The organism is Sphingobium sp. DN12 (assembly GCF_051058005.1).
Taxonomy (GTDB): domain Bacteria; phylum Pseudomonadota; class Alphaproteobacteria; order Sphingomonadales; family Sphingomonadaceae; genus Sphingobium; species Sphingobium yanoikuyae.
On record NZ_CP173717.1, the window covers coordinates 2243756 to 2261078 of the forward strand.

The window sequence follows — 17323 nt, forward strand, 5'->3', positions numbered from 1 at the left end:
CCCGTCCCCGAATATCGCGGCATAGCGGATCGGGATGCCCGCATCAGGGAAGCGCGACAGAGATTGTCGGCCTGATAGTCGCCTGCGCTACTCCACGGCCCAACCACAGACCGTAGAAGCGCGAAACCACCTTTCGGCAACACAGATACCCAAACCCTCCTATCGGCTCTCCACGGGCTGATATGGGGCGCTATTGTGTATCTGTTGCTGCCGGTTTCGGGGCAGGGATTTCCAGACCGGGGACTTTGTATCGGCGGATCGCTTGCACCAGATTATGCAGGCCATAGCCAAGCCCATAGCTTGCCGCGACACCCTGCGTCTTATGCCCCATCAGGCGATTGGCCAGCGGTTCCTCTATGCTGGCCAGACGGCAGTAATCCTTGAAGGTATGCCGGAAGGAATGGAAGGTGATACGCCTATCAGTGATGCCGGTATCGCTATCCACATAGCGGCCATACCACTCGCCCCACTTGGCGGATTGACGGCCATAAGCCCCGGCTTTCAACTCAGGGAATATCCGGCCTTTCTTGTCGGTTAGCCCCTTCACATATTTCAGGAAGCCAAGGCGCTCCAACTCAGGATGCAGCGGGACAAAGCGTTCGCTCTCAGCATTTTTGAGCCGGGTCACTTGCCCATTGTCGTCAGTATCGGCCACGAAATGCAGCCCCCAGCATGACCGCATCTTGTTATCGGCATCGGGATAGTCGGCCTGCTTTATGTCGCCTACCCGTAGCTGCCCCAATTCCTTCATCCTTGCGCCCGTGAACAGCGCCAGCACCGGAAGCCAATAAGCAGCCTCTCCCCGGCCCTGCTTTGGCCTAGCACCATCGGCATAGACCGGGCTGCTAAAGAGAGACTGTAGATCGGCAAGGCCATAGGTCATGCGCTTATTGGCAGGCGCTTTCAGGACGATGCCGATAGCTGCATTGCTTTCGGCATAGTCGTTATCGACGGCCCATTGCAGCAAGGTCCGCAGATTGCCCAGCTTGACGTTTACATTCTGGGGCGTCTGGCCGTCAGCCAAAAGCCGATCCTTGAAAGCCAGCATGTCCTTTCGAGTAAACTGCTCCACGGATTTGCGGCCTATGCGTTCATGCAGCCATTCCGCCACCCGCCTATAGCTGTCTTTCGTCTTAGCAGCCGGGGACCGTTCCGCCGCCCATAGGTCCACAATGTCAGTATCAAGATATACGCCCCGGCCAGCAACGGGCTTGCCGCTATCGCAGTCCACGGCCTGATTTTCAGCTTCCGATGCGCGCTGGCTTTTCAATGCAGCCAAGGCCGCCCGTTCGCCCTCCATCTTGGCAATGGCGACCTGTTCCCCGGCATCCGCCTTGATGGCTTTACCCAAGGGCGTATCGGGCAGGCTATCCCACCAGTCGATCAATTCCAGTTCGGCAAAGTCCTGCCGTGCGCCTTCCGTCTGTTCCCAATGCTCTTGGTCCTCCAGCATCTTGCGTTCGGCCTGCTCAAACGCTGCCCGTCTTGCCTGATTGGCAAAGGGACTATCGGCAGGCGCAGGCATGGCATTGGGCTGTAGCTGCTTGCGGGCAGCGGCAAACAGAGCATCAGATTTGATGAATTCTTTCGGGATTAGCCGCTTGGCGTCCTCTCGATCCTTGGTCCGCAGGGACAGCATGATTTCGCGTTTGCCTAGGGCCAGCCGCAAATCATCCGGCACGATGCGTCGGAAGTAGCAAACAGCGCCACGCTTGGCGAGATAGGACATGGGCGTTTCCATCACTGTTACATATGTAACAGACGCCTGTAAAAAGTCCCTAAATTTCAATAATTTCTAAGCCGTTCAACGACTTAGGAACGATGGTGGGCCCGGCAGGACTCGAACCCGCAACCTAGCCGTTATGAGCGGCCAGCTCTAACCATTGAGCTACAGGCCCCACCTTGAACGCGGCGATAAGGAGCATCAGGCGGCTTGGCAAGCCTTCCCGCGCGCCGGAATGGCATCCAGCAACTGATCCAGGCTGATCGCCGCCACGCCGCGCCGCGCCAGATGGCTCAGCACCCTATCCCACCAGCCGTAAAAGGCGGTGCGATCGGCCTCGTCACGGACATAGGGCGTGTGGCCCGGCTCCAGCGTGGGCGAATGGAAACTGAAATTGAGGACGCGCACACCTTCCTCGATCAGCGCATCGATCGCCGCCGTCGCTTCGGCCGCGGTGATGCCTTCTGGCGTCAGCGGCACGCGCGAAAGCATCCGCGCCCGCGCCAGCGCACCGGCCAGCGGCCCCATCGCCTGGGTCGCGCGATAAAGCCCCTCGCCCCCGCCCCGCAACAGGCCGGTGATCGCCGTCGACAAGGGCAATTCGACCAGGCTGCGGGTCGGCCCCGCCCAATAGGGATTTTGCGGCAGGCCATGGAAATCGGGGCCATGCTGATGGCTGTAATCGAACCGACTGCGCACCGAGGTATCGAGGCGAAAGCCCGCCGCCTCCAGCAGCCGCGCACTGTTGGGGCCGACGCCATAGCGCCCCGCCCGATAGGCAATCGGCCGCCGACCGAAGCGATCCTCGATCCGGCGGCACAGCGCCTCCAGCTTGGCCGCTTCCACCGCCTCGGGCAGCGAACCGACATAGGAATTGGCGGCGTTCACATCCTCCACATGGGGCGGATTGACCCAGGGGTGGAGATGCGCGCCGACATCGGCGTCGCCCGCTGCCACCCACGCCCCCATCATCCCGGCGGCCGCATCGCTGTCCACCACCGGATAGTCGGTCACATAGACGGGCTTCACCCCGGCCGCCGCAAAATAGGCCTGGCCGCGCGCCATGCCGGCCAGCGCCGTCACGCCATGGCCTTCCCGGCGGAAGGGCGCATTCCAGTCGAATTCCTCCTCGGTATCGACGAACAGCATGAAACGGGTGCCGAACGCGGCCGGAAGCGCAATCATGTCCTCGGGCAGCGGCGCCCGAAGCAGATTACCGTCATGATGATGAGCTGATTGCATCGCCCTTCCCTATCCCGCAATGGTTGCGATAGGGTTTCGCTCCGGTCAAGCCCGCGCCCGACCAGCCCGAAAATCAGCCATTGCCAACGACATCCTCTTCCATCCCGTCGACCGGGATGCGCAGCAGGAAACGGTCCGGGCCGACATCCAGGCTGCCGCCGCAACCGGCCGCCAGGCTGCGGATCAGACGCAGCGAGAAGCCCAGCCCCAGCAACGGCCCGTCCGCCCAGTCGCCCTCGGGCGTGTAGCCCGGATCAAGCAGATGCGCCTCGTCCATGCCGCTCAGCGTCGACGGGCGATCGATCGCCAGCACCACCTTGCCCGACGCGCCATCGGGCTGGAACCAGCAGGCGCCCGTTACCGCCTCGCCCTCGGGCGCGACGGAAATCAGCGTGCGCAGCAGATGCTGCACCATGCGCTCGCCCTGCACCGGATCGATGCTGATCTGCGGCAGATCCTGCGACACGGCGATGTCGATCGGCGTCACCGCCCGGCCATCCTGGTCGCGGAAACGGGCCGCGACCTGCATCACCAGCAATGCTGGATCGATCGTCTGCGGCGCACCGATACCATCGCCGCGCGACACCTTCGCGGCCAGATCCAGATCATCGAACGCCGCCAGCAGATGGCGCGCATCGACCGCGATATTGCCGGCCATCTCGCGATATTCGACGCCGGCCGGGCCGAACAATTCCTGTTCGATAATCTCGGCAAAGCCCAGGATCGCGTTCAGCGGCGTGCGCAGTTCATGCACCAGCTGGCGCAGCGAATCCGCCGACAGGCCGGCAATCGTCACCGGTCCCGACGGCGTCGTCGCCACTTCGTGCAGATAGGGGCGCCGTGCCTGGCCGCGATAGCCCTGGAACCGGCCGGACCGCGGATCAAAGAAGGGGGTTGCCGACAGGCGCCATTCGCCTGCCATCATCCCGCCGATGATGGTGAAACGGCCATTCTGGAAACCGCTGCGGCGCTGGAACGCGCCGGCGACATGGCCATCGGGACCGCTCGCCCCTTCCAGCGCGATTTCGCCGAGCGACAGGCCGACCAGCGCGGCACGCGGCCCCTGGTCCACCCAGACCAGCACGCCGGTCGAATCCGTCTCGAACGCAAAGAAATGCGGCTGTTCGGCGCGCAGCGCGGGCTGCGTCACCGGCGCGACGATGATGTCCTGCGGCGGTGCCTCTTCGGGCGGACGCCGGGTGCTGGTGAAGCGCGCAATGCGGTCGACCAGGTTGCGGATCTGGTCGGGGCCGGGTTCGGCCACCGGCTGCGGCACCACTTCCGGCTCGATCGCGGGCTCGGCCGCGAGCGCCATGTCCGCGGTCAACAGCATGTCGGCTTCGCGGACGCTCGTGCCGCTGGTCAGCACCAGGTCGGTCGGGCCAAAGGCTTCGAGCCCCTGCCGCGTTTCGGGGCCGATGTCGCGACGGCCGCGCAACACACCGCGCGCCGTGGGGCTGAGGTGCGGCAGCAGTGCAGCCCAGAGCGGATCGGACAGGCAGGCTCGTGCCATCGCCGCGCCGGCGATCGCCGGACGGTCACCGGCAAAGAAGCGGATCAGGCTGGCCGAACGCAGCCGGCCGCCCAGTTCGACGACGGTCGCGATTCGCTGCATTTCAGACAGTTGCGGTCGCAACTGGGCCAATCGGCCGAGCAGAGCTTCGCGATCGGGTGCGTCCATGGGGGGACGATCATAACGATCATGCTGCGCCAGCAGGTCGACGCATTGCCGCCACAGCGTCACCGCGCCCACGCCGCTGCGATCGTCGGCAGCCAGCACGGTTTGCATGATGTCGTTGAAGCGCAACCAAAGTCCCCATATTCTAGCGGTAACGGGCGGCATGCCCGCATCGCTGTTCGTTACATCCTAACCGATAAGCAGTCCTTACCCAAAGCGAAAGCGTGATTTCGACGCACAATATGAGCGTCGCATAGTGGGACAATTGCATTGCGCTGAAATATTATTATGATGCGCCCGCAGTAACAGGTAAGGAAATAATCAATCTGATGGCGGGGCCCAATATCGACGACATCGACCTGCAGATCCTGGGCGAGTTGCAGGACAATGGCAGGATGACCAATGTGGATCTGGCGCGGAAGGTCGGGCTGACCGCACCGCCGTGCCTGCGCCGCGTCCGCGCGCTGGAGGAAGCCGGCGCCATCACAGCCTATCACGCCGTGGTCGATCCGGCGATGCTCGGCTACACCATCACCGTGTTCGCGATGGTCAGCCTCAAGAGCCAGGCCGAGGCCGATCTGAAGGCCTTCCAGGACCATGTCGATGCCCTGCCCGAAGTGCGCGAATGCCATATGCTGAACGGCGAAATCGACTTCATCCTGAAGGTGGTCGCGCGCGACCTGCAGAGCTTCCAGCAATTCCTGACGTCGAAGCTGACGCCGGCGCCCAATGTGGTGAGCGTCAAGACGTCGCTGACGATCCGCACGTCGAAGAATCTGCCCGGCGTCCCGCTGCCGGTCTGATCCGGTCAGCCCGCGACAGCCGGCACAGAGGCACAACGAAAAAGGGCCGGCCCCGCGGGGGGACCGGCCCTTTTGCATATCATGTCGCGCCGCGATCAGCTGGCGGTCTGCGCCGTGCCCTGCTGCGCCGATTTGCGATGCTGCAGATCGACCCACACCGACCAGAAGCCGGCGACATTGCTCCAGTTGCCGCTGGTCACCTGGGCCAGCGTGGTCTTGCCACCGGCCAGATCGCCCGAACGGGCCAGCGCGATGCCCAGGCGCGCATTGGCATGGCCTTGATCGACCCCGCCCTTGCTCAGCGCCAGCCGATACTGCTCCACCGCCTGCGGATATTGACCGAGCGAGAAATAGCCGTCGGCCGCATTCAGCGCCGCCTTGCCATCGCTCGCCGCCGCCGCCTTCTTCGCCAGCGCGGGCATGGCAGCGATATCCTTGGTCGCCTTGGGCGTCACTGCCTTCAGCAGCTGCGCCGTGGTCGCCTGGCTGGTCGTCAGCTTGCCGGCCGAACGGCCCGCCTCGATGATTGCCTTGGCTTCGGCAAAATTGCCGGTCTTCTCGGCCAGCTGGGCATAGGTCTGGTAATCGCGCTCGCTCGCCATCGCGCCATTGGCGGCCTGCAGGCGATAGAGGTCGAGCTGGACCTGCGGGTCGCTTTCCTGGCCGGCCAGATAGTTGGTCAGCGCCGAACGCCATTCGGGGGTCGACGGATAGACCTCCAGCCGCTCGCGATAGAGGCTGCTCACCTCATCCCAGTCATTGGCCTGATAGGCCATGGAGATAGCGCGGTCATACCAGGCGGCCGGGATCGGCTGACCCGATGCCTTCTGCTGCGCCAGCGCCTCCTGCACATAGGTGCGGGCTTCCTTGGACTTGTTCTTGCGCATCGCGATATCGGCGCGCAGCATGGTGGCGTCGATGCCCGAATAGCCCAGCGTCTTGGCATAATCGAGCTGCGCCACCGCATCGGTATAGTTCGCGACCATGTAGGACAGATAGCCGGCGATGAAGCGCAGGCGCGGCGCGTCCGCCTTGGGCACCGAACTGGTCTTGAACATGTCGGTCAGCGCGATCCGCTGGGCCTGGATGTCCCGGCGCAGCACCGCCACCTCGAAACGCAGGCCGGCCGCGGCATAGGCTTCCATGTCGGTGGTCGGGTTGAGCGACGCGATGCGCAGATTGGCGGTCGACGCGTCACGCGCCTTGATCGCGGTTTCGGCGGCCTGCACATCGGCGCGAAAGGCGTCCGACATCTCGATCGGCGGCCCTGCCACCACGATCTTCTTCTTGGCCGCAGCCGGCGTCGCCAACATGGCGCCGGCCAGCACGACCGGCAGTCCGATAGTCAGAAAAACAGGATTCCGCTTGGCCATGACAGGCCTCCCCCACTGCAATATCCCGGCCCCCGGCCGGTCATTCAAAAAAATATAGGCGCACAGACCGCCGAACCAGCGACGATCTGCGCGCCTTATACTAGATTCAGGCCTTGGTGCCCAGATAGGTCAGCCACAGATCGGCGATCTGCTTGCGCGCACCGCCCTGGACTGCCTCGAACGCCGACTTGGCGCCGGCATTGTCGCCACCCATGGTCTTGGCAATGCCCAGGCGGGTGTTGATCTCGTCGGCGTCGACGCCACCCTTCTGCTTGGCCAGTTCGAACATCGCCGCCGCCTTGGCATAGTCGCCATAGCCCAGATAGGCGTCGCCGGTCGCAGCCGCGACCTTGCCATTGGCGGCCTTGCCGGCATCCGCTTCGGCGGCACCCAGCGACGACTTGTCGCCCGGAATGCGGCCCACGGCGGCCTGATAGATGTCGCCCGCCTGGCTGGCGTTCAGCACGCCCTTGGCGCGACCGGCGTCGATCGTCGACTTGACCTCGCCATAGATACCCGTCTTCGACGCCATTTCGGCCAGTTCGGTGAAGTCGGCAGCGACCACCAGACCCTTGGCCGCCGACATCAGGCGCAGCACGTCCAGATTTTCGCGGTTGGTGATGTTCGGGTTCGCCTGCTGGAACAGACGGATCAGCGTGCGCAGATTTTCACCGCTCGGATTGGCGGCATAGGCCCACTTGGCCCAGTCGGTGACTTCCGGCAGGCGCGCGGCGGCCGCACGGCTGACGCCGATCTGATACCATTGCGCCGGCACGGGCTGGCCCGACGCCTTGGTCGCATCAGCCGCCGCCTTCAGCGCGGCGAGGCCCTGCTGGTTGAAGCCACGCGCCGGTTCGGCCGAGGCGTTGCCGGTGCCGGCCTTGCCGAAATACGCCTGCGCAATGGTCGGGTTGACCTGCTCCGCCTTGTAACCGGCGGCCAGCGCCGCCTGACCGCGCGAAATGGCGACGTCGTAATTCTTCTGGGCAAGAGCCGCGTCGGCCGCCACCATGTTGAACTGGCCGGTCTGCTCGGGCGGCGTCAGGCCGCTGTCGAGCATCTGGTTGAGACCTTCCATCTTCAGCGCGTCATCCTTGCTCTGGATGCCGGTGTTCAGCTTGATCGCGCCGATCTGATACTTGTCGTCGTTCGACGCCGCCTTGCCATCGGCCTCGGTCAGCGCCGTCTTGGCACCGGCGAAATCCTGGGCGTCGGACGCCTTCTGGGCAGCCTGGAGCGACTTGAGCACTTCGGGCGACACGTTCAGCTTGCGGCCGGCCGGCTTTTCTTCCTTCTTCGCGGCGGAGGCGGGAGCCGAAACGGCGCCGCCGGTCAGCGCCAGAGCCAGCGCGAGCGACAGCGGGGTAACAAAACGCATGATCCTCATCTCCTTTTCGCGCCTGACAGGGGGACCACAGGCGACATCCGGGTTGAACGCCGATTAGGGGTCGGCGCGTGAACGGGCTTTGAACAAGCCTATATCCGCGCATTTTGCAACTGTCATGCTGCCGCTTCGTTCCGCTTTTCTTCACGCCCGCCAATCACCGCCTTGGCTGCACATGCGGGCGCGCGGGCGCGCGCGAGGGGTGACAGATTTGTTTCGCTCGGCTAGTGCAGTGGCAACGCATCACACCCATCCAAAAAGAGAATCGCCTTGACCGACGAGACCGTCCTCGCCGACCCTTCGGACATCAGCCCCATCAGCATCGTTGATGAGATGAAGTCGAGCTATCTCGACTATGCCATGTCCGTGATCGTCTCCCGCGCCCTGCCGGACGTGCGCGACGGCCTGAAGCCGGTGCATCGCCGCATTCTCTTCTCGGCCCAGGAATCGGGCTTCGTCTACAACCGCCCCTATCGCAAGTCGGCCCGTCTGGTCGGTGAAGTCATGGGTAAATATCACCCCCATGGCGACAGCTCGATCTACGACGCATTGGCCCGCATGACCCAGGACTGGTCGATGCGCGTGCCGCTGATCGACGGTCAGGGAAACTTCGGCTCGATGGACCCCGATCCGCCAGCCGCCATGCGTTACACCGAAGCGCGCCTGGCCAAGGTCGCGACCGCGCTGCTGGACGATCTCGACAAGGACACCGTCGACTTCACGCCCAACTATGACTCCTCGGAAAGCGAGCCGCAGGTGCTGCCCGCCCGCTTCCCGAACCTGCTGGTCAACGGCGCCGGCGGCATCGCGGTTGGCATGGCGACCAACATCCCGCCACATAATCTGGGCGAAGTGCTGCGCGCCTGCCTCGCCTATATCGAAAACCCGGCAATCTCGACCGACGAACTGATCCAGATCGTCCCCGGTCCCGATTTCCCGACCGCGCCGCTGATCCTGGGCCAGTCGGGCGCCCGCAACGCCTATCATACCGGTCGCGGCTCGATCCTGATGCGCGCCCGGCACGAGGTGGAGGAAGGCCGCGGCGACCGTCGCTCGATCGTCCTCACCTCCATCCCCTATCAGGTCGGCAAGAGCGGCCTGGTCGAGAAGATCGCCGAAGCCGCCAAGGACAAGCGGATCGAGGGCATCAGCGACATTCGTGACGAATCGAGCCGCGAAGGCGTGCGCATCGTCATGGACCTGAAGCGCGACGCCACCCCGGACGTCGTCCTCAACCAGCTGTGGCGCAACACCCCGGCCCAGTCGAGCTTCCCCGCCAACATGCTGGCGATCCGTGGCGGCCGCCCGGAACTGCTGGGCCTGCGCGAGATCATCGAAGCCTTCGTCAAGTTCCGCGAAGAGGTCATCACCCGTCGCACCAAGTTCGAGCTGAACAAGGCGCGCGACCGCGCCCATATCTTGCTCGGTCTGGTCGTCGCGGTCACCAACCTCGACGAGGTGGTGAAGATCATCCGCGGTTCGGCCAGCCCGGCCGCCGCCCGCGAATCGCTGCTGGCGCGCGAATGGCCGATCGGCGAGATCGCGCCCTATCTCGCCCTGGTCGAGGCGATCGAGACCGAAGTCAGCGGCGAGAGCTACAAGCTCAGCGACGTTCAGGTCCGCGCCATCCTCGACCTGCGCCTGCATCGCCTGACCGCGCTCGGCCGTGACGAAATCGGCAAGGAACTGGCCGAACTGGCCGAAGCCATCGCCGAATATCTCGCCATCCTGGGTGACCGGGTGAAGCTCTACGCCGTGATGCGCGAAGAGTTCGAAGCGATCGAGAGCGAATTCGCCACGCCGCGCGTGTCGGTCATCGCCCCTGCCGCCGACGGCATTGATGACGAGGATCTGATCGAGCGCGAGGAGATGGTCGTCACCGTCACCGTGCAGGGCTATATCAAGCGCACCCCGCTGGAGAGCTTCCGCGCCCAGGGCCGTGGCGGCAAGGGCCGTTCGGGCATGGCGACCAAGGATGAGGATGCCGTCACCGAACTGTTCGTCACTTCGACGCACACGCCGGTGCTGTTCTTCTCGACCGCCGGCAAGGTCTATCGCCTCAAGGTCTGGCGCCTGCCCGAGGGCGGCCCCGCCACCCGTGGCCGGCCGATGATCAACCTGCTGCCGCTGGCACCGGGCGAAACCATCCAGACCGTGCTGCCGCTCCCGGAGGACGAGGAAAGCTGGAAGGAACTGCACGTCATGTTCGCCACCGCGAACGGCACCGTGCGCCGCAACAGCATGGACGCCTTCGCCAATGTGCCGAGCAACGGCAAGCTCGCCATGCGCTTCGACGAAGGCAGCGACGATCGCCTGATCGGCGTTGCGCTGCTGACCGAAGAGGATGACGTGCTGCTCGCCACCCGCCAGGGCCGCGCGATCCGCTTTGCTGCCACCGACGTGCGCGAATTCCAGAGCCGCACCTCGACCGGCGTGCGCGGCATGACGCTGAAGGATGGCGACGAGGTCATCTCGCTCTCGATCCTCAAGGGCTTCGACGCGACCACCGAGGAACGCGACGACTATCTGCGCGCCGCGCCGTGGAAGGAGAATGAGGCGACCCCGGCGATCAACAGCGCCGAACGCATGGCCGCCTTTGCCCAGGCGGAACAGTTCATCCTGACCGTCTGCGCCAATGGCTATGGCAAGATCAGTTCGGCCTATGATTATCGCCGCACCGGTCGCGGCGGCCAGGGTATCACCAATATCGACAATATCGCCCGCAACGGCCTGGTCGTCGGCAGCTTCCCGGTCGCGCATGAGGATCATCTGATGCTCGTGACCGATCAGGCCAAGCTGATCCGCATGGGCCTGTCGTCGATGCGCGTGATCGGCCGCAACTCGGCCGGCGTGCGCCTGTTCAACGTCGCCAAGGACGAGCATGTCGTGTCCACCGCCCGGATCGAGGACGGCGAAGATGACAATGCGGAGGCCACGGCCGAAGGCACCATCGAGGGTGCGCCCGAAGCGGCCCCGGAAACCGGCAGCGAGGGTGGCGAGGCGTGAGCGAGCTTTTCGCCTACAAGATCCTGACGGCCGAGCAATATGACCAGTTCAAAGCCGACGGCGTGTTCAAGGGCGCACCGATCGACCTGCAGGACGGTTATATCCATATGTCCACGCGCGATCAGGCGGCCGAAACGGCGGCCAAGCATTTCGCGGGACAGGATCGGCTGGTCATGCTGATGATCGACCTCGCTCCCTTTGGCGAGGCGATCAAATGGGAAGTGTCGCGCGGCGGCGCCCTCTTCCCCCATCTCTATGGCGACCTGCCGATCAGCGCCGTCGCCGGCAAGGTGATCCTGCGCCTCGACGACGCCGGCAATCATTTGTTCCCGGCTGGGTTCTGATCCATTCCCCTTCCTTCCCGAGCCAGCCTCGGGGAGGAAGGGAACTACCCCCGCCCCATCTCCACCACCCGGCCACGCACGACGCGATAGGTCCAGCCGCCCCAGCGGATGCGGTTGGAGAGTGACGCCTGGAGCTGCACCGCCAGATGCGCCCAGCAGACGGCAAAGGGCACGGCCATATCCCACCAGAGCGATCGGCGCGCCCGCGCCGCCTGCGCCGGCTCCAGCACGGCCGACAATATCCGCCGCCGCGCCGCCGCCCGGCCCCAGGCCGCGCCATAGCCGATCGCGATGGCCGGCCAGCCGCCCCAGCCCAGCGCCCAGAGCCAGAATCCTGCTTGCAGCGCGACGGCGCCGGTCGCAACCGCCCACATGCGCGGGCTGTTGGTGAGGATATGGCGATATTGACGCACCCCAAAATTCCAGAGCGCACTCAACCTTCCGTCCAATGGGCTCGCCACCAGCAGGTCGCGCACCGGCCGCATCCGCAGCTTCGCGCGCCATCCAGCCAGGCCGATCGCCATGTCGTCGGACAAGCGCCCGGCCAGCGCCGCGTCGATGTCGATCCGCTCGGCCGCCATCCGCGTCATCGCCATCGCGCCGCCCCAGGGCATGGTCGCACTGGCCGCGCGCGGCAGCGTCGCCAGTTGCAGTTCGACCGCGCCGACCAGCGCCGGCATGCCCTGCCCGGCCGGCAGCAGCAGGCGATAGCCTGTCACGATATCCGCCTTGCCCCGCACCAGCGGGAAGAGCAGCCGCCCGACCAGCCGCGCCGGCGGTTCGATATCGGCATCAATGAAGATCAAATAATGATCCGCGTCGCGCAACGCCTTGAGCGCCGCCCGCAGCTTGTGGACCTTCTGCCCCTCGTCGCTCGCCACGCCGGCGCGCACGATCTGCACCCAATCGGGCTCGGCAGCGGCCAGCGCTTCCGCCGCTGCGCAACGCCCGGACGTCGCCAGCAGCAACCGGAACGGCGCGTTCTGCGCCTTCAGCCGGGTGACAAGTTCGCTGTCACCTTCCCAGTCATCGCGCACCGACAGGATCATGACCGCGCCGCCGGGCGCCTCCTCCTGCCGGTCCGTCGGCAGATGGCGCCAATAATTGACCACGCCCAGCAGGCTCAGCGCCTGGAGCAGCAGCCACAGCGCCAGCATCATCGTCACCACCAGCCCCCTTCGCGGCTCTTTACCGCCTCAACGGCTCCTGTATGACGGGCAGGACCATGCTCTCCAACCCCTTTCTCTTCACCCTGCTCCGTCTGCTTCCGGCCAGCCTCGCCTCCTGGCTGGGCGGCTGGCTGTCGGCGCACGTCGCCCGTCCCCGGATGAAGCTGCGCGACGCCCGTGCCCGCGCCAATCTGGCACGGCTGCGGCCCGACCTGCCGCAGGCGGAACGCGAAGCGATCCTGACCCGGCGCTGGGTGAATGTCGGCCGCACGCTGGCGGAACTCGCCAATATCGACCGGCTGGTGAATGCCGACCATGTGACCGTCATCGACCAGCCAGCCTATCAGGCGGTGCTGGACGGTCCCGGCCCGATGATCGCCTTCACCTGCCATATCGGCAATTGGGATCTGCTCGCCGCCCATATCAAATGGTCGACCGACCGACCAGGCCTTGGCGTTTATGAAGATCCCGAAGACCCCCGGATCGCCGCCCAGCTCAAGAAGGCGCGATCCAGCTATATGGGCGAGGCGATCGGCGGCGATGGCGCGGCACGCGGCGTGCTCAAGCATCTGACCCAGAAGGATCGCGCCACCCTCTATATCCTGGCTGACGAACGACGCGACCGGCAGGTCTGGTTCCCGACCTTCGGCCGCGCGCTCGAACCGTCGGGCAATCTCTCGATCGCCCTGCGCCTCGCGCGCAAGGTTGGGGCGCAATTCCTGCCCTTCTATCTGGTCCGCACCAGCGGCCCGCATTTCGCGCTGCACTGGCATCCGCCGCTCGATCCCCGGACGATGAGCGATGCGGAGATCGTCGCTGTCCTCGATCGCTTCCTGGGCCAGGCCTGCATCGACCATGCCGATCAGTGGCTGGCGCTGCACGACATGGACCTGACCCAGCCTGTCTGAATGTGACTTCCCTTCCCTTACGGTCTAAAGGCCCGCCCATGTCCCGAATCGCGATCAAGATCTGCGGCCTGTCGACGCCGGAGACGGTGGGCGCCGCCGTGCGCGCCGGGGCGAGCCATGTCGGCTTCGTCCATTTCCCCAAAAGCCCGCGCCATGTCGAAGCCGACCAGCTGCGCGCGCTCGCTGCGGCCGTCCCGGCCCATGTCGATCGCGTTGCCGTGGTCGTCGATGCCGATGACGAGGAGCTTGCCCGCCTGACCGGCACCGGTGCGCTCAGCGCCCTGCAACTCCATGGCAAGGAAAGCCCGGAGCGGGTCGCCGCCATCCGCCAGCGTTTCGGCCTGCCGGTTTGGAAGGCGATTTCGGTCAAGACCCGCGCCGATATCGACGCTGCCCAGGCCTATGCCGGCACGGTCGACCGGCTGCTGTTCGACGCGAAGACGCCCGATGGCGCGGCGCTGCCCGGCGGCATGGGGCTGCGCTTCGACTGGACCCTGCTGCGCGGCGTCGCCATGCCCGCGCCCTGGGGCCTGTCCGGTGGCCTTGGCATCGACAATGTGTGCGATGCGATCCGCCTGACCGACACGCCGCTGATCGACGTTTCTTCGGGCGTCGAGGATGCACCGGGCATCAAGAGTGTGGACAAGATCATGGCCTTCTGCAAAGCGGTGTCGGCATGTTGACGCTGAACGCCCCTGCCATGCGCATCGAAGGACGATGGCGCTGATCGCTTCCTGACCACAAGCGAACGCCCATCATTTGTCCCCGGAAAGATATTCATGACCGACACGATCACCCTGCCTAACAGCCTTCGCAGCCAACCGGACGATAACGGCCATTTCGGCGCCTTTGGCGGCCGCTATGTCGCCGAAACGCTGATGCCGCTGATCCTGGAGCTGGAAAAGGTCTACAAGGCGGCCAAGGCCGATCCCGAATTTCACGGCGAATATGCCGAGCTGCTGCGCTCCTATGTAGGCCGCCCCAACCCGCTTTATTATGCCGAACGGCTGACCGAAGCGCTGCGCGCCAAGGCCGAACCGGGCAAGGGTGCCAAAATCTACCTCAAGCGCGAGGAACTGAACCACACCGGCGCGCACAAGATCAACAATTGCATCGGCCAGGCCCTGCTTGCCCGCCGCATGGGCAAGAAGAAGGTCATCGCCGAAACCGGCGCGGGCCAGCACGGCGTCGCCACCGCGACCGTCGCCGCCCTGTTCGGCATGGAATGCAAGATCTTCATGGGCGCCAAGGATGTCGAGCGGCAGAAGCCCAACGTCTTCCGCATGAAGCTGCTCGGCGCAGAGGTGATCCCGGTCCATTCCGGCTCCTCGACGCTCAAGGATTCGATGAACGACGCCCTGCGCTATTGGGTGTCGAACGTCCATGACACTTTCTACATCATCGGCACCGCCGCCGGCCCGCACCCCTATCCCGAGTTGGTGCGCGATTTCCAGTCGATCATCGGCAAGGAAATCCGTTCGCAGATCATGGAGGCTGAAGGTCGCCTGCCCGACATGCTGATCGCCCCGGTGGGTGGTGGCTCCAACGCCATCGGCATGTTCCATCCCTTCCTCGACGATCCCGAAGTCGCGATGATCGGCGTGGAAGCGGCCGGCGAAGGCCTCGACAAGAAGCATGCCGCCTCGCTGGCGGGCGGCGCATCGGGCATCCTGCACGGCAACCGCACCTATCTGCTCCAGGACGAGGACGGCCAGATCACCGAAGCCCACAGCATTTCGGCTGGCCTCGACTATCCCGGCATCGGCCCGGAACATAGCTGGCTGCACGAGATCGGCCGGGTGAAATATCTGCCGATCAAGGATGATGAGGCGCTGGAAAGCTTCCAGACCCTCTCGCGCCTCGAAGGCATCATCCCCGCGCTCGAATCCGCCCATGCCGTGGCGGCGGCCGAACAGGTCGCGCCGACGCTGGACGCGGACAAGATCATCGTCGTCAATCTGTCGGGCCGGGGGGACAAGGATATCTTCACCGTCGCCGACGCGCTGGGAGTGGAGATGTGAGCATGACCGACCGTCTCGCCACCCGCTTCGCCGCCTGCAAGGCACAGGGCCGCGCCGCACTCATCACCTTCGTGACCGCCGGTGACCCGGACGTCGCCTCGACCCCCGCCATCCTCGATGCGCTGGTCGCGGGCGGCGCCGACATCATCGAACTCGGTATGCCCTTCACCGATCCTATGGCTGATGGCCCGGCGATCGAACTGGCCAACCTGCGCAGCCTGGGTTCCGGCACCAAGACCAAGGACGTCTTCGCGCTCGCCGCCGATTTCCGCGCGCGCCACCCGGATACGCCGCTGATCCTGATGGGCTATGCCAATCCGATGCTGGCGCGCGGGTCCGCATGGTTCGCCGACCAGTGCCAGACCGCCGGTGTCGACGGCGTGATCTGCGTCGATATCCCGCCGGAGGAAGATGCCGAACTCGGCCCCGCCCTGCGCGCCGTCGGCGTCCATCTCGTCCGCCTCGCGACCCCGACCACGGACGCCGCCCGCCTGCCCGCCGTGCTGAACGGCGCCAGCGGCTTCCTCTACCATGTCGCCGTCGCCGGCATCACCGGCAAGCAGCAGGCGGCGCAGGCCAATATCGAAATGGCGGTCGATCGGCTCAAGGCCGCCACCGACCTGCCGATCGCGGTCGGCTTCGGCGTGCGCACGCCCGAACAGGCGGCCGCCATCGGCCGCGTCGCCGATGGCGTGGTGGTCGGCTCGGCGATCGTCGACATCGTCGGCTCGCATGGCGATGCCGCCGCGCCCTTCGTCCAGGAATTCGTCGCGTCGCTCAGCGGCGCCCTCACCACTTCTATCCGGGAGACCGCAGCATGAGCTGGATCAACCGCGTTCGTAACGCCCTGCCCTTCACCAAGAAGGAAACCACCGCCGAAACGCTCTGGCACCAGTGCCCGTCGTGCAAGGAAATGGTCTTCATCAAGGAATGGGAGGAAAATCTCTCGGTCTGCCCGCGCTGCGACCATCATGGCCGCATCGGCCCGTCGGAACGGTTCGAGCAGATCCTCGACGCCGGCTTCATCCTGCTGCCGACGCCCGGCGTGCCGGAGGATCCGCTCAAGTTCCGCGATAGCAAGCGCTATCCGGACCGGATCAAGGCCGCCCGCGCCTCCACCGGCGACCAGGACGCGCTCATCAACGCGCGCGGCGCAATCGACGATGTGCCGCTGGTCATGGGCGTGCAGAATTTCGCCTTCATGGGCGGCTCCATGGGCATGGGCGTGGGCGCCGCCTTCATCCAGGGCATCAACGACGCGATCGCGCATAAATGCCCCTATGTCATCTTCACCGCTGCCGGCGGCGCGCGCATGCAGGAAGGCATCCTATCGCTGATGCAGATGCCGCGCTCCACCGTGGCGATCCAGAAGCTGCATGCGGCCGGCCTGCCCTATATCGTCGTGCTGACCGATCCGACCACCGGCGGCGTCACTGCCAGCTACGCGATGCTGGGCGATATCCAGATTTCGGAGCCCAATGCCCTGATCGGCTTCGCCGGCCAGCGCGTCATCGAAAGCACGATCCGCGAAAAGCTGCCTGAAGGCTTCCAGCGCGCCGAATATCTGCTCGACCATGGCATGCTCGACATGGTGGTCCATCGCAGCGAACTGCGCGACACGCTGGCCCGCGTGATCGGCTATCTGACGCCGCGCGCCGCCGCCTGAGCCTCA

14 protein-coding genes and 1 tRNA gene are annotated in these 17323 nt (G+C 65.2%); 8 read left to right on the forward strand and 7 right to left on the reverse strand.

Annotated features, from left to right (window positions below; all coding sequences use genetic code 11):
* Positions 1–190: 190 nt before the first annotated feature.
* From ACI6S0_RS10565 to ACI6S0_RS10580, 4 genes are all read right to left on the reverse strand, one after another.
* Positions 191–1729: a DUF6538 domain-containing protein gene (locus ACI6S0_RS10565; protein WP_434405773.1), complete on the reverse strand. Its 1539-nt coding sequence runs from the start codon at positions 1727–1729 to the stop codon at positions 191–193.
* 93 nt (positions 1730–1822) lie between these two features.
* Positions 1823–1898 (reverse strand) — tRNA-Ile (locus tag ACI6S0_RS10570).
* Between the two features lie 26 nt (positions 1899–1924).
* Entirely contained in the window at positions 1925–2965 is a 1041-nt protein-coding gene (locus tag ACI6S0_RS10575; protein WP_434405774.1) for a polysaccharide deacetylase family protein, read from the reverse strand.
* A gap of 73 nt (positions 2966–3038) precedes the next feature.
* On the reverse strand, positions 3039–4772 hold the full coding sequence (locus ACI6S0_RS10580; RefSeq protein WP_434405775.1) for a sensor histidine kinase: 1734 nt from the start codon (positions 4770–4772) through the stop codon (positions 3039–3041).
* A gap of 200 nt (positions 4773–4972) precedes the next feature.
* Between ACI6S0_RS10580 and ACI6S0_RS10585 the strand changes: the two genes are divergently transcribed.
* Positions 4973–5446 (forward strand): Lrp/AsnC family transcriptional regulator, encoded by a 474-nt coding sequence (locus ACI6S0_RS10585; protein WP_004207648.1) that lies wholly within the window; start codon positions 4973–4975, stop codon positions 5444–5446.
* A 95-nt stretch (positions 5447–5541) separates the two neighbouring features.
* Here the strand turns inward: ACI6S0_RS10585 and ACI6S0_RS10590 are convergent, their stop codons facing one another.
* Both ACI6S0_RS10590 and ACI6S0_RS10595 read right to left on the reverse strand, forming a co-directional pair.
* Positions 5542–6819, reverse strand: coding sequence for a tetratricopeptide repeat protein (locus ACI6S0_RS10590; RefSeq protein ID WP_072894621.1), 1278 nt, complete (start codon positions 6817–6819; stop codon positions 5542–5544).
* Positions 6820–6925: 106 nt separating this feature from the next.
* Entirely contained in the window at positions 6926–8197 is a 1272-nt protein-coding gene (locus tag ACI6S0_RS10595; protein WP_004207650.1) for a hypothetical protein, read from the reverse strand.
* Positions 8198–8473: 276 nt separating this feature from the next.
* On the opposite strand from ACI6S0_RS10595, the gene gyrA reads away from it, so the two are divergent.
* On the forward strand, positions 8474–11209 hold the full coding sequence (gene gyrA, locus ACI6S0_RS10600; protein ID WP_434405776.1) for a DNA gyrase subunit A: 2736 nt from the start codon (positions 8474–8476) through the stop codon (positions 11207–11209).
* Positions 11206–11553 carry a DUF952 domain-containing protein gene (locus tag ACI6S0_RS10605; protein WP_010336100.1) on the forward strand — a complete coding sequence of 116 codons (348 nt, stop codon included), beginning with the start codon at positions 11206–11208 and terminating at the stop codon, positions 11551–11553. The genes gyrA and ACI6S0_RS10605 overlap by 4 nt, the downstream gene beginning before the upstream one ends.
* Positions 11554–11597: 44 nt before the next feature.
* Here ACI6S0_RS10605 and ACI6S0_RS10610 read toward each other — a convergent pair whose 3' ends face one another.
* Complete coding sequence (locus ACI6S0_RS10610; RefSeq protein WP_434405928.1) at positions 11598–12713, reverse strand: glycosyltransferase; 1116 nt, start codon at positions 12711–12713, stop codon at positions 11598–11600.
* A gap of 65 nt (positions 12714–12778) precedes the next feature.
* Between ACI6S0_RS10610 and ACI6S0_RS10615 the strand changes: the two genes are divergently transcribed.
* The 5 genes from ACI6S0_RS10615 (at position 12779) to accD (ending at position 17317) form a co-directional block, all read left to right on the forward strand.
* Entirely contained in the window at positions 12779–13630 is an 852-nt protein-coding gene (locus ACI6S0_RS10615; RefSeq protein WP_048938451.1) for a lysophospholipid acyltransferase family protein, read from the forward strand.
* A 38-nt stretch (positions 13631–13668) separates the two neighbouring features.
* The gene (locus tag ACI6S0_RS10620; protein ID WP_434405777.1) at positions 13669–14313 is read left to right on the forward strand and encodes a phosphoribosylanthranilate isomerase; all 645 of its coding nucleotides are present in this window, start codon (positions 13669–13671) and stop codon (positions 14311–14313) included.
* A 96-nt stretch (positions 14314–14409) separates the two neighbouring features.
* Complete coding sequence (trpB, locus tag ACI6S0_RS10625; RefSeq protein ID WP_434405778.1) at positions 14410–15651, forward strand: tryptophan synthase subunit beta; 1242 nt, start codon at positions 14410–14412, stop codon at positions 15649–15651.
* Positions 15652–15653: 2 nt separating this feature from the next.
* Positions 15654–16472, forward strand: a complete 819-nt coding sequence (gene trpA, locus ACI6S0_RS10630; RefSeq protein ID WP_434405779.1) for a tryptophan synthase subunit alpha — start codon at positions 15654–15656, stop codon at positions 16470–16472.
* Positions 16469–17317, forward strand: a complete 849-nt coding sequence (gene accD / locus ACI6S0_RS10635; RefSeq protein WP_004207658.1) for an acetyl-CoA carboxylase, carboxyltransferase subunit beta — start codon at positions 16469–16471, stop codon at positions 17315–17317. The genes trpA and accD overlap by 4 nt, the downstream gene beginning before the upstream one ends.
* The last annotated feature ends 6 nt before the right edge of the window (positions 17318–17323 follow it).

Coding starts and splice junctions, on each gene's coding strand:
- ACI6S0_RS10565 (WP_434405773.1), bottom strand. CDS start 1,729: ATGTCCTATCTCGCCAAGCGTGGCGCTGTTTGCTACTTCCGACGCATC.
- ACI6S0_RS10575 (WP_434405774.1), bottom strand. CDS start 2,965: ATGCAATCAGCTCATCATCATGACGGTAATCTGCTTCGGGCGCCGCTG.
- ACI6S0_RS10585 (WP_004207648.1), top strand. CDS start 4,973: ATGGCGGGGCCCAATATCGACGACATCGACCTGCAGATCCTGGGCGAG.
- ACI6S0_RS10590 (WP_072894621.1), bottom strand. CDS start 6,819: ATGGCCAAGCGGAATCCTGTTTTTCTGACTATCGGACTGCCGGTCGTG.
- ACI6S0_RS10595 (WP_004207650.1), bottom strand. CDS start 8,197: ATGCGTTTTGTTACCCCGCTGTCGCTCGCGCTGGCTCTGGCGCTGACC.
- ACI6S0_RS10610 (WP_434405928.1), bottom strand. CDS start 12,713: ATGATGCTGGCGCTGTGGCTGCTGCTCCAGGCGCTGAGCCTGCTGGGC.
- ACI6S0_RS10615 (WP_048938451.1), top strand. CDS start 12,779: ATGCTCTCCAACCCCTTTCTCTTCACCCTGCTCCGTCTGCTTCCGGCC.
- ACI6S0_RS10620 (WP_434405777.1), top strand. CDS start 13,669: ATGTCCCGAATCGCGATCAAGATCTGCGGCCTGTCGACGCCGGAGACG.
- trpB (WP_434405778.1), top strand. CDS start 14,410: ATGACCGACACGATCACCCTGCCTAACAGCCTTCGCAGCCAACCGGAC.
- trpA (WP_434405779.1), top strand. CDS start 15,654: ATGACCGACCGTCTCGCCACCCGCTTCGCCGCCTGCAAGGCACAGGGC.
- accD (WP_004207658.1), top strand. CDS start 16,469: ATGAGCTGGATCAACCGCGTTCGTAACGCCCTGCCCTTCACCAAGAAG.